This window comes from Stenotrophomonas sp., assembly GCF_035634915.1.
In the GTDB taxonomy this organism is placed as follows: domain Bacteria; phylum Pseudomonadota; class Gammaproteobacteria; order Xanthomonadales; family Xanthomonadaceae; genus Stenotrophomonas.
On sequence record NZ_DASQCB010000001.1, the window covers coordinates 163,765 to 175,048 of the forward strand.

Annotated in this window: 10 protein-coding genes and 2 pseudogenes; 6 read left to right on the top strand and 6 right to left on the bottom strand. The window is 66.3% G+C overall.

The genetic code is table 11. From position 1 onward, the window contains the following. Nucleotides 1-30 precede the first annotated feature (30 nt). Nucleotides 31-495 (top strand): Lrp/AsnC family transcriptional regulator, encoded by a 465-nt coding sequence (locus VER16_RS00760; protein WP_324804962.1) that lies wholly within the window; start codon nt 31-33, stop codon nt 493-495. Between the two features lie 10 nt (nt 496-505). Here VER16_RS00760 and VER16_RS00765 read toward each other — a convergent pair whose 3' ends face one another. Next, entirely contained in the window at nt 506-904 is a 399-nt protein-coding gene (locus VER16_RS00765; RefSeq protein WP_324804963.1) for an OsmC family protein, read from the bottom strand. A gap of 136 nt (nt 905-1,040) precedes the next feature. On the opposite strand from VER16_RS00765, the gene VER16_RS00770 reads away from it, so the two are divergent. Then, nucleotides 1,041-1,640, top strand: a complete 600-nt coding sequence (locus tag VER16_RS00770; protein ID WP_324804964.1) for a hypothetical protein — start codon at nt 1,041-1,043, stop codon at nt 1,638-1,640. Between the two features lie 111 nt (nt 1,641-1,751). Here VER16_RS00770 and proP read toward each other — a convergent pair. Then, nucleotides 1,752-3,240 (bottom strand): annotated as a pseudogene (gene proP, locus VER16_RS00775) (glycine betaine/L-proline transporter ProP). Nucleotides 3,241-3,809: 569 nt separating this feature from the next. On the opposite strand from proP, the gene VER16_RS00780 reads away from it, so the two are divergent. Continuing rightward, on the top strand, nt 3,810-4,226 hold the full coding sequence (locus tag VER16_RS00780; protein ID WP_324804965.1) for a host attachment family protein: 417 nt from the start codon (nt 3,810-3,812) through the stop codon (nt 4,224-4,226). Nucleotides 4,227-4,230: 4 nt separating this feature from the next. Continuing rightward, nucleotides 4,231-4,557, top strand: coding sequence for a thioredoxin family protein (locus VER16_RS00785; protein ID WP_324804966.1), 327 nt, complete (start codon nt 4,231-4,233; stop codon nt 4,555-4,557). A gap of 124 nt (nt 4,558-4,681) precedes the next feature. On the opposite strand, the gene VER16_RS00790 is transcribed toward VER16_RS00785, so the two are convergent. Continuing rightward, complete coding sequence (locus VER16_RS00790) at nt 4,682-5,551, bottom strand: carbon-nitrogen hydrolase family protein (protein WP_324804967.1); 870 nt, start codon at nt 5,549-5,551, stop codon at nt 4,682-4,684. Next, complete coding sequence (locus VER16_RS00795) at nt 5,548-6,135, bottom strand: GNAT family N-acetyltransferase (protein WP_324804968.1); 588 nt, start codon at nt 6,133-6,135, stop codon at nt 5,548-5,550. Before VER16_RS00795 ends, VER16_RS00790 begins: the two co-directional genes overlap by 4 nt. Nucleotides 6,136-6,211: 76 nt before the next feature. Between VER16_RS00795 and VER16_RS00800 the strand changes: the two genes are divergently transcribed. Together VER16_RS00800 and VER16_RS00805 are read left to right on the top strand one after the other, a co-directional pair. After that, nucleotides 6,212-6,613, top strand: coding sequence for a ketosteroid isomerase-related protein (locus VER16_RS00800; protein WP_324804969.1), 402 nt, complete (start codon nt 6,212-6,214; stop codon nt 6,611-6,613). Nucleotides 6,614-6,775: 162 nt separating this feature from the next. Further along, on the top strand, nt 6,776-9,121 hold the full coding sequence (locus VER16_RS00805; protein ID WP_324804970.1) for a GH92 family glycosyl hydrolase: 2,346 nt from the start codon (nt 6,776-6,778) through the stop codon (nt 9,119-9,121). An 80-nt stretch (nt 9,122-9,201) separates the two neighbouring features. Here the strand turns inward: VER16_RS00805 and VER16_RS00810 are convergent. Together VER16_RS00810 and VER16_RS00815 are read right to left on the bottom strand one after the other, a co-directional pair. Further along, nucleotides 9,202-10,578: pseudogene (locus VER16_RS00810) on the bottom strand (sensor histidine kinase). Continuing rightward, nucleotides 10,571-11,245 (bottom strand): response regulator, encoded by a 675-nt coding sequence (locus VER16_RS00815; RefSeq protein ID WP_324804971.1) that lies wholly within the window; start codon nt 11,243-11,245, stop codon nt 10,571-10,573. The pseudogene VER16_RS00810 and the gene VER16_RS00815 overlap by 8 nt, the downstream one beginning before the upstream one ends. Nucleotides 11,246-11,284: the final 39 nt, after the last annotated feature.

Consider the following 11,284-nt stretch of genomic DNA (forward strand, 5'->3'; position numbering starts at 1 on the left):
TGCGGCCAAATGCCATTCTGGTGAAATCCAATGCAGAACGACCTTGATGCCCTTGACCGCCGCATCCTCGGCGCCCTGCAGCGCGATGGCCGCCTGCAGAATCTGGAGTTGGCGCGCCAGGTGGGCCTGTCGCCCTCAGCCTGCCTGCGCCGGGTGCGGCTGCTGGAGGAAGGCGGCTACATCGACCGCTACGTGGCATTGCTGAACCCGGCCAAGGTGGGCAGAGGCTTCACCGTGTTCGTGCGGGTGTGGCTGCGCGGGCAGGATGAGGACACCACCAACCATTTCATCAACAGCATCAAGTCCTTCCCGGAAGTACTCGAGTGCCATCTGATGGCCGGCGACTGTGACTTCCTGCTGCGCGTGGCAGTGGCGGATCTGGATGCGTACCGGCAGTTCCAGATCCAGCACCTGAACCGGATTGCGGGGGTGCAGAGCACCAAGACCGAGATTCCGATGCAGCGCATCAAGCAGACCACCGAGCTGCCGCTCTGAAATCCGGCCCTCAGCCGGCCGGGCCGCGTTCGCTGGTGATGCGTGCGCCTTCGCGCATCACCAGGGTCACCGGGGTCTTTTCCACCACCTCCAGCAGCCGCGACCACTGAGCGTCGCTCAGGTCGGCACTGGCGTGCAGCACGCGGTGCACGTGCAGGCGACCATCGCTGTCGCGCTCGGAGCGCAGTTCGGCCTGGAACTCGCCCAGTTCCCAGCCCTTGCGCTGGGCGTACATGCGCAGGGTGATGGCAGTGCATGAGGCGAGCGAGGCCAGGTACAGATCGAAGGGCGCGAAACCGCGGCCCTGGCCACCCAGGGTGGCGGGCTCGTCGGCATCGACACTGAAGGTGCCGTTGCTGATGTGGTGCAGGTAATTGTCGGCGGTGGAGGTGATGCGGGCATAGGCCATGAGTGGCTCCGGGGCGGCGGATAGGGTTTCCGGGCGATTCTCGCCGATCCGCTGGGCATGTGTAGGGCGCCAGGCAGGAATGCCGCGCGGTCTGTGCGATGATTCAACGGCCGGTACACCCGTCACGGAGGACACCATGCGCGCACGTCACGCCGCCTGCCTGCTTGCCACGCTGGCACTTGCCCTGCAGGTGTCATCTCTGCAGGCGGCCACAGCCCCGTCGTCTCCCACGCCGCCCAGCCTGGTGCAGGCGTTGAAGGCGGCCGAGGCGTCTTTGCGGCTTATCCCAGGTGATGATATCGAATCGGATTTTCGCCCGGCCTGGACCGGTGTGGCTGATCTTGATGGCGATGGCCGATCCGAGATTGTGTACTTCTACACGTCCGATTACACCGGTGGCTCGTTCGCGCAGCGCAACGCGGTCACGGTAATGACCGCGCTGACGCCCGATGATCCACGCGGCAAGGAGAACCCCAAGAGCCTGTCACCGGTGGATGCGGAAGACTATGCAGCCATCCGCGAATCAGGCTACGCCAATGATGCTGACCTGCAGATTCCAGGTGCGGTGCAGTCCATCCGCATCGAGGGCAAGCGCATCATTGTCAGCTTCATCGTCACTGCGGGCGCGACGGTCTGCGAGATCCCGCGCAACTTCCGCCACGTCTGCCCGCCGGAGGGCGCGTATGAGTGGACCTTGCACTGGACGCCCGGCAAGCTGATCCGGCAGGAGCCGTAGCGTCGAGCTTGCTCGACTGATCCGGCAACCGCAGTCGAGCACGCTCGGCATCTACGATGCTGGCGCCGGGCAGCATGAGCATGCCCGGCGCCAGCGGTTGCCACTCGACCGTCAGGCCGGCTTCGGCGCCTCGCCCTCACCCGACTCAGGCAGCGGCGGCAGGGTCGGGTCCACCGTCACCGGTACGTCGCTCTTCAGCAGGGCGGCGGCCTCCTTGTCGCTGGCCACGGCCGGCGGTGAACCGCGCAGCGGCAGCCCTGCGGTTTCCTTGACGAACAGCATGGTCACCAGGCCGATGACCGCTGCACCCATCAGGTAATACGCCGGCACCAGCGGATCGCCCGTGCGTTCCACCAGCCAGGCGGTGACCAGCGGCGTGGTGCCGCCGAACAGCGAAACCGACACATTGAACGCAATGGACAGCGCGCTGTAGCGAACCGGGGTGTAGAACAGGGCGGGCAGGGTGGAGGGCATCGAACTGGTGAAGCACACCAGCGCCAGGCCGAGCAGCATCAGGCCGAGGAAGATCAGCCAGTCGTTGCCGCTGCCCACCAGCAGCAGGCAGGGCACGGCCAGCACCAGCAGTGCGATGCAGGCACCGATGATCATCGGCCGCCGGCCGAGCTTGTCGCTGAAGAGCCCGCCGACGATGTTCAGCGGCATCATCACCAGCATCACGATGATGATCAGCAACAGGCCCTTGCTCTCCGCATAACCCATGGTCACGCTCAGGTAGCTGGGCATGTAGGTCAGCAGCATGTAGTCGGTGACGTTGAACACCAGCACCAGGCCCATGCACACCAGCAGCTGGCGGCCATGCACGCGGAACAGGTCACCCAGCCCCGGGCGGTCGTGCTCGCGCTTCTCGGCTTCTTCGGCGAACGCGCGGAAGGCCGGGGTTTCTTCCAGTTTCATGCGCATGTACAGGCCGAGCAGGCCCCAGCGGGCCGGCCACCAGGAAGGGGATGCGCCAGCCCCAGTCCAGCATGTCTTCGCTGCTGAGCATCATGTGCAGCGCGGTGACGGTGCCTGCACCGGCGATGTAGCCGCCCAATGTGCCGAACTCCAGCCAGCTGCCCATCAAGCCGCGGTTGCGGTCGGTGGAATACTCGGCGATGAAGGTCGCCGCGCCGCCGTATTCGCCGCCGGTGGAAAAGCCCTGCACGACGCGCGCGAGCAGCAACAGGACCGGTGCCCAGATGCCGATGCGTTCGTAGGAGGGAATCAGGCCGATGGCAAAGGTGCCCAGCGCCATCAGGATCATGGTGAAGGCCAGCACTTTCTGCCGGCCATAGCGGTCACCCAGCGGGCCGAACACCAACCCGCCGAGCGGGCGCACCAGGAAGGCCACGGTGAAGGTGGCAAAGGCGGCGATCACCTGCGCGGTGGGGTTGCTGGAGGGGAAGAAGACCTGGCCGATGGTCACGGCAAGGTAACCGTAGACGCCGAAGTCGAACCATTCCATCGCATTGCCCAGTGCAGCGGCACCGACGGCGCGCTTGAGCATGGGCTTGTCGACCACGGTGATCTCGTCGACCTTCAGGTGGCGGCGGCGTTTGAACCAACCGAAATGGGCATGGGCATCGGGGTTGTCCTGCATGGGGACGTCCTTTCTGTTCTTGGATGGGGAGTGCGGAATAGGCGGTGTGGTGTGTCCCGGAAATCGGAAACGGCGATGCTGGCGCAACTGGCGCAGGGGCATCGATGCGGGCGGTCCACGCTGGACCAGGACATGCGGGAAAAAACCACGCACGCGAAACTACGCCAGGGAGTGGCGAAAGACGGTGAGGATCGAAATCAGCCTGGCTGCATCAGGCCGGAGGCGTGTTGCACAGCGCTGCAGCAATCAGGGCCTGCGCGGCGTCATCCACCCGGGTCCTGCACGCGGCGGAACACTGAGCGGGTGGGGGCGGGTGTGGCAAGCGGTACGCCGGTCGGCCGTGCTTCCCACGTAACAGGCGCGCCTGCCACGTAGTTCGTCGTGTCGATCATCCGTTCATGATAACGGTTACGGCGTGAACGTGCAGCGACGCACACGGCGGCGGACGCTGTGTTCCAGCGTGCCTGTTCATGCGTGCGCCGCAATGACATGCTGTGAACACTGTCTGGCCGCACCGCTCACAACGCAGTCCTTACGGTGGTGGCGAACCAACGCAACCGGAGCATCGCATGACCCGTCGCATTCCCGAAGGTACCTTGGTTGTCGTCACTGATGGCGGCTCGGCCCGCGTGTTCACCAACGTTGGCAGCGACCATCAGCTGACGCTGAAGCAGGAGGGCGAGCTGCGCCTGCAGGACATCAGCGAACAGGGCGTATCCGGGCAGGGGCCTTCAGGGGCAGTGCCCAAGGACATGTCCATCTCCCAGCTCAACGAGGCGACATTCGCCAAGCAGGTGGCCGAGCAGTTGAACGAGGATGCACTGAAAAACCGCTATTCGCACCTGATCCTCGTGGCCGATCCGATCACGCTCGGCCGCATTCGTCCGCTGCTGCACAAGGAAACCCAGGCGCGGCTGCTGGATGATCTGGCCAAGAACTTCACCAACGCACCGCTGGAAGACATCCAGCGCGCGCTGGCGGCGTAGCCGCATGCCGTTCATGCGCGACCACCAGGCCGTCGAGCCGGCCCCCAGCGATGTTGATGCACAGGCCGGCTGGCTGCTGATTGAATTCGGCGCACCGTGGTGTGGCCACTGCCAAGCCGCGCAACCAGCGCTGCAGCAGTTCGTGGACGCGCATGATCTGCCGCACTGGAAGATCGAGGATGGCAAGGGCAAGCCACTGGGCCGCTCGTTCCAGGTGAAGCTCTGGCCGACCGTGGTGCTGCTGCGCGATGGCGAGGAAGTGGCGCGGGTTGTGCGGCCGGTGGGGAGTGCGGATCTGTCCGCGCTGGTGTCCGCCTTGCCATCCTCGTAGAGTCGAGCTTGCTCGACTGCTGTTCGCGCAATGCGGGAAATCAACGCTGTTGTAGAGCCGAGCCCGCGCTCGGCTGCTCTTCGCGGATCGCGCCAGGTTCAAAGGCAGTCGAGCAAGCTCGACTCTACCGGACGAATTGCTCCGGCCAATCCCGGTACAGCGCTACCTGACCGTGATGGCGCACCGCCGAAACGGCCGCAGCGTCGATCTGGCCGATCAGCCATCGGCTTTCTTCGGTGAACACGCGCTCGCTCTCGCACAACACGCCATTGGCCGGCATGCCACGGTCGGCAGGCACATACAGCGCGGCGCGGCCGAAGTTCACATCCACGGATGGACTCCACGGGGCCATGCCGGCAGTGGCCGAGACCAGTACGGGCAGCTGGTTTTCCAGCGCACGCGCCTGCGAGCCGATGCGCACGCGGTAGTAGCCTGCCTCGGTATCGGTACAGCTGGGCGCCAGCAGCAGGTCGATACCCGCCTCGGCCAGCTCCCGCGCCAACATCGGGAATTCGGTGTCGTAGCAGATCAGGATGCCCAGCGTGCCCAGTGGCGTCTCGAACGTACGCAGGCCATCGCGACCACCGGCGATGTGCCATTCCTCGCGCTCGAAACGGGTCATGATGAGCTTGTCCTGATGACCCAGAAGCCCCTGCGGGCCAAACAGGAACGCGCGGTTGCGGTACTGGCTGTCGTCGTCCAGCACCGGCGCCGTGCCGGGGCAGAGCCAGATGCGATGGCGCCGCGCGATCTGCGCACACAGGGCCTGCCAGCGCGGCAGCAGCGGCTGGATGCCGGCAATGGACGCGGCCAGGTCGCTGCGTTCGGCCGGCGGCAGCTGGCCGGTCAGGGCCATTGCCGCGTATTCGGGCAGCAGCACGAGCTGTGCGCCGGCCGCGGCGGCTTCGGCGACGTGTGCGTCCAGGTGTGCGGCGTACGCGTCCCACTGTTCGATCAGTTCGATGGCGTACTGGCTGGCAGCGAAGCGGATCATGCCGGCAGTTCCTTCAGCCAGAACGACATCGGCTTGGCGGTCTTTTCGTGGTGGCCGACGTCGCGCCAGGTGAAGGACGTGCTCAGCTCGGGGTGATGGACGTAGCCACGGTTGTGCCAGAACGCGTCCAGTGGCTGGTAGTCGGCCGGGCGCAGCGGATGGTCCAACGGGCGCTGCACTGCGCTGAAGCAGCACAGGTCGAAGCCGGCGTGTCGGGCATGCGCTTCGCGTGCCTCGAAGAAGCGCACGCCCAGGCCCTGGCCCCGGTATTCCGGCAACAGTACCGATTCGCCGAAGTAGAAAATGCGGTCGGTGTCCCAGGCGCCGGCGAGGAACGGTGCCTGGAACTGGGTGGTTTCCTCGCGCATGGGGATGCCGGTGGACGCGCCGACTACGAGGTCACCGTCCTGGGCCAGCACGATGATGCTGCCGCTCGCCGCCGCGTAGGTAGCTACGTAGTCACGCTCGTAGCCCAGGTCGCCTTCGTACAGGTAGGGGAAATCGCGGAAGACGCGGATGCGCAGGCGCGCCAGATCATCGAGGAACGGGAGTGCCGCCGGCCCTTGCAGCGTGGTGATGCGCACGTTGGTTGCTGCCCCATGGATACTGGGGGTGAGTATAGGCTATGCTCCCGTCCCCGCCCATCCCCAGGACTGCCCCATGAGTGCCACCGACGTCATCCGCGCCTACTACGATGCTTTCAACAGCGGTGACATCGAGGCATTTGTCGCCCAGGTGACCGACGATGTGGTGCATGACATCAACCAGGGCGGCCGCGAAGTGGGCAAGGACGCGTTCCGCGCGTTCTGCCAGAAGATGGCGCGTTCCTACCGCGAGCAGCTGACCGACATCGTGGTGTTCGGCAGTGCCGATGGCAGCCGTGGTGCCGCCGAATTCACCGTCAACGGCCAGTACCTGGCCACCGACGAAGGCCTGCCCGAGGCGCACGGCCAGCCGTACGTGCTGCCGGCGGGTGCGTTCTTCGAGATCCGTGACGGCAAGGTCGCGCGCATCACCAACTACTACAACCTGCCGCATTGGATCGAAGCGGTCAGCCGCTGAGGCCGGCGCCACGGCTTTGGTAGGTGCCAACCTCGGTTGGCACAGAACCGCCGACCAACGTCGGCCTCCACCAGCGCACGGCCCCGGCAACCGCAGCGCAGCATGCGGCGTGCGCACCCCGGTGCTACGATCAGATCACCACCTGAATCGATCCAAACGCCGATGCCCCTGCTGGACCGTCGCCTCCTGATCGCCGTCGCCGCCACCGCAATGCTCGCCTCCGGCGTCGGCATTGCCGCCACGCCGAAGTCCGCCGCCGACAAGGCCTATGCCTCGGTCGACCCCTTCATCGGCACCGGCGGGGAAGGCCATACCTACCCGGGTGCGACCGTACCGTTCGGCATGGTCCAGCTCAGCCCGGACACGCGCATCCAGCCGCGCGAAAAGGCCTATGGCTGGGCAGCCGGCTATCGTTACGACGACAGCAGCATTGTCGGCTTCTCGCACACGCATTTCTCCGGCACCGGCCACTCGGACCTGGGCGACATCCTGGTGATGCCGTTCACCGGCGAGCCCGGCCTGGAACGCGGCGATCCGGAAAAGCCGCGCAGCGGCTATGCCTCGCGCTTCCGCCATGACGACGAGAAGGCCGAGCCGGGTTACTACGCGGTCACCCTCGACGACTACAAGGTGCGCGCCGAGCTGACCACCAGCGCCCGCGTCGGCGTGCATCGGTACACCTTCCCCAAGGGTACCGAGGCGAAGATGCTGCTGGACATGCGCACCAGCATGTACGACTACCCGGGCAAGATCCTGTGGTCGCGGGTGCGCGTCCGCGACGACGGGACCGTCACCGGCTTCCGCGAAACGCGCGGCTGGGCGGCAGGCCGCCAGCTGTACTTTGCGATGCGCTTCTCGCGGCCGCTGGCCGGCCACGAACTGCACAGCACCGAGAAGGACATCGTCTACAAGGGCTTTGCGCCCCCGGGTGAGAAGGATCCGAAGCAGCGGGCACAGATCGAGGGCCGGCAGCTGGTGGGCACCTTCGATTTCGGCAGGCTGGACGCGCCGCTGATCGTCAAGGTCGCGATCTCGCCGGTGAGCGAGGCCGGTGCCATCGCCAACCTCGATGCTGAAGTGGCCGACTTCGATTTCGACCGCGTGCGTGCGCAGGCGAAGCAGGAGTGGACCCAGGCGCTGTCGGTGCTGGATATCGACGCGCCCGAGCATGCACGGCGCAGTGCCTACACCGCGCTGTACCACACCATGCTGGGGCCGACGCTGTTTATGGATGCCGACGGCCAGTACCGCGGCGCCGACAACGCGGTGCACAAGGCCGAGGGCTACACCAACTACTCGACCTTCTCGCTGTGGGATACCTACCGCGCCCTGCATCCCTTGCTTACCCTGGTGCAGCCGGAGAAGCGCAACAGCGATTTCATCAATTCGATGCTGGCCCACCACGACCACAGCCCCTACGGCATGCTGCCGGTGTGGTCGTTCCACGGCCTGGAAGACTGGTGCATGATCGGCTACCACGCGGTGCCGGTGATCGCCGATGCTTATGTCAAGGGTATCCGCGGCTTCGACGCCGACAAGGCGCTGAAGGCGATGGTCGAGACGGCCAACTACGGCCCCTACGACGGCATCGCGCAGTATCGCGAGCTGGGCTATGTGCCGATCGATGAGGAAGGCGAGGCCGCCAGCAAGACCCTGGAATATGCCTTCGACGACTGGACCATCGCGCGCATGGCGCAGGCGATGGGCAAGACCGACATTGCCAGCGCCTTCGACAAGCGTGCCGGCAACTGGCGCAACGCCTTCGACAAGGACACCGGCTTCATGCGCGCGCGCAAGCGTGATGGCAGCTTCCGCACGCCGTTCGACCCCAGTGCCAGCGGCTATGGCACCGACTACACCGAAGGCAATGCCTGGCAGTATTCCTGGTATGTGCCGCAGGACGTGGCCGGTCTGGCCGCAGCGCACGGTGGCAGCGATAAGCTGCTTGCACGGCTGGATGAGGTGTTCAACGCCAAGGTCGATCCGTCCATCTTCGAGCACATGGAAGACATCACCGGCCTGATCGGCTGGTACGCGCACGGCAACGAACCCAGCCACCACGTGGCCTACCTGTACTCGTACGCCGGCCAGCCGTGGCGCAGCCAGGCCCGCCTGAAGCAGATCATGGACACGCAGTACGCCGACCGCCCCGATGGCCTGGCTGGCAACGATGACGTCGGCCAGATGTCAGCGTGGTACGTGTTCACCGCACTGGGCTTCTATCCGGTGGCACCGGGTTCGGGCGAGTACATCCTCGGCCGTCCGTTCCTGCCGAAGACCGCGATGCGCCTGCCGAACGGCAAGACCTTCACGATCGTGGCCAATGGCCTGGACGACAAGCACACCTACGTGGGCAGTGTGAGCCTCAACGGCAAGCCGCTGCAGCGCACCTTCCTGCGCCATGACGAGATCCTGGCCGGTGGCGAACTGACCTTCACCATGCAGGCCGAACCGAACAAGGACTGGCCGGGGCAGGGCGCGCAGGCGCCGTACTCCATGAGCCGTTGATACGGCACGCATGACGCTGCTTGGTAGGTGCCAACCTTGGTTGGCACACGGGGAATCACGGCGCCAACCAAGGTTGGCGTCTACAGGCCGCGGAACCGCATCCCCACCCGTGCGCCACCCATCGGCGCACTGCCGATCTCCAACGCGGCTTCATGCCGCTGCGCGATCTCGGCCACGATGGCCAGGCCCAGTCCGCAGCCATCGCCCTGGCTGCTGGCGCGGTAGAAGCGTTCCGTGACGCGGCCACGCTCGGCCGCGTCGATGCCGGCGCCATCATCATCCACCCAGACCTGCACGCCGTCCGCATCGCGTTGCACGCTCAGGGTGATCATTCCACGCACGGCGCCATAGCGCAGCGCGTTGTCCAGCAGATTGCCCAGCGCCTCGCGCAGCAACGGTGCATCGCCCCGCACCGGCACGCCTTCGTCCGGCCCCTCGTACCCCAGGTCCCCGCCGGCAGCCAACGCGCGGTCGGCATAGCGCTCCACCACGGTGCGCGCCAGCATGGCCACGTCCAGTACCTGCAACGGCAACGAAGCGCCCTGTGTATTTTCCGAACGGCTGAGCAGCAGCAGCTGGTTGACCAGGTGCTGCAGCCTCGACAACCCAGCCAGTGTTCCGGACAGCGCCAGCTGCTGCGCCTGTGGATCCTGCTGCCGCAGCGAACTCTCCAGCTCCACCTGCATGGCCGCCAACGGCGTGCGCAGCTGGTGTGCGGCATTGCTGACGAAGCGCCGCTGCGCCCCCTGCATTGCATCCAGCCGCTGCAGCAGTGCGTTGTAGGCCTCCACCGCGGGCCACAGCTCGCGCGGTGCCTCCTGCTGCGGGTCCAGAGGCGCAAGCGGGTCCGGTCGCGGGCTCGCCAGTCGCCGCGCCACCTGGTTGGCATGGCGCGCCGCCGCGCCGGTGCCTGACCAGGCCAGCCACGCCGCCAGCGCAAGTATCGCGGCCTGGAACGGCACGCTGGTCATCAGCAGCTTGCGCTCGAGCCGGTGCCGTTTGCGCAGCGTCTCGGCCACGCGCAGGCGCACCTGATGCCCGCCCGTGGTCGGCACCAGCACCTCCACCATGCGCACCGCTTGCCCGCGCAGCCGCGCATCGTAGTAGACCGCGTCTTCATCGGCGGTCTATGCGGGCCGCGGCAGTGCCTCGGCCAGATCGCCATACAGCCGCGCGCCGCTGGCATCGACCACTTCGCCATGTACTTCATCCACCGTGTCCCAGGTGAACATGCGTGACATGGCCGGGGTCACGTCCATCACCGCGCGACCGTCCTGCTCCTTCACCAGCTCGGACAAGGACATCGCCGAGTCCAGCAGCCAGCGGTCATAGACCTGGCCGGCAAAGTAGCGCGCCAGCGCGAACGAGCCCACCGCACTGCAAAGCAGCAGCACCAGCAGCGGCAGCCACAGCCGTCGCAGCAGCAGCCCACGCAGGCTCGCCACGCGCTCAACCATCGATGGCCTCCAGCCGGTAGCCGAGGCCACGCAGCATGCGGATGCCCACATCCGCGCCGGCCTGTTCGAACTTGCGCCGCAGGCGGCTGACATGCACCTCGATCACGGAGAGATTGGCCTCGTGATCCCAGCTGTACAGCGCGTCGAACAGGCGCTGCTTGGTCACCGTACGTCCGGGCTGCTGCATCAGCGCATCGACCAGGGCCAGCTCGCGCGCGGTCAGCTCGATGCGCTGGCCGTCCACCTGCACCTCCTGGAGGATGCTGTCCAGGCACAGGCGGCCCAGCCGCTTCTGTGCGGGCGCATCGCTGCGGCGTCGCGCCAGCGCACGCAGGCGCGCTTCCAGTTCGCCCAGCGCGAAGGGCTTGGCCAGGTAGTCATCGCCACCCCGGTCCAGGCCGAGGATGCGGTCCTCCACGCCATCGCGTGCGGTGAGGATCAGCACCGGCAGGCTGATGCCCTGGTCGCGCAGGCGCGACAGCAGGTCGAGGCCATCGACATCGGGAAGCGACAGGTCCAGCACCATCACGTCATACGGCGCAGCAGCGAGTGCCGCGGGCGCCAGCAGGCCCTGCGCCAGGTGGTCACACAGATGCCCAGCGCCCTGCAGGGCGCGCACCAGGCCGTCGGCCAGGGCCGCGTCGTCTTCGATCAACAGGATTCGCATTGCAAGCTTCGCGCAAGGTTCGGGAAAGTTTGGCGCAAG

Excerpts from the sequence above, each read along its gene's own strand:
- VER16_RS00765 (WP_324804963.1), bottom strand. The coding sequence starts at position 904 with ATGGCCTATGCCCGCATCACCTCCACCGCCGACAATTACCTGCACCAC.
- VER16_RS00790 (WP_324804967.1), bottom strand. The coding sequence starts at position 5,551 with ATGATCCGCTTCGCTGCCAGCCAGTACGCCATCGAACTGATCGAACAG.
- VER16_RS00760 (WP_324804962.1), top strand. The coding sequence starts at position 31 with ATGCAGAACGACCTTGATGCCCTTGACCGCCGCATCCTCGGCGCCCTG.
- VER16_RS00785 (WP_324804966.1), top strand. The coding sequence starts at position 4,231 with ATGCCGTTCATGCGCGACCACCAGGCCGTCGAGCCGGCCCCCAGCGAT.
- VER16_RS00800 (WP_324804969.1), top strand. The coding sequence starts at position 6,212 with ATGAGTGCCACCGACGTCATCCGCGCCTACTACGATGCTTTCAACAGC.
- VER16_RS00815 (WP_324804971.1), bottom strand. The coding sequence starts at position 11,245 with ATGCGAATCCTGTTGATCGAAGACGACGCGGCCCTGGCCGACGGCCTG.
- VER16_RS00805 (WP_324804970.1), top strand. The coding sequence starts at position 6,776 with ATGCCCCTGCTGGACCGTCGCCTCCTGATCGCCGTCGCCGCCACCGCA.
- VER16_RS00770 (WP_324804964.1), top strand. The coding sequence starts at position 1,041 with ATGCGCGCACGTCACGCCGCCTGCCTGCTTGCCACGCTGGCACTTGCC.
- VER16_RS00780 (WP_324804965.1), top strand. The coding sequence starts at position 3,810 with ATGACCCGTCGCATTCCCGAAGGTACCTTGGTTGTCGTCACTGATGGC.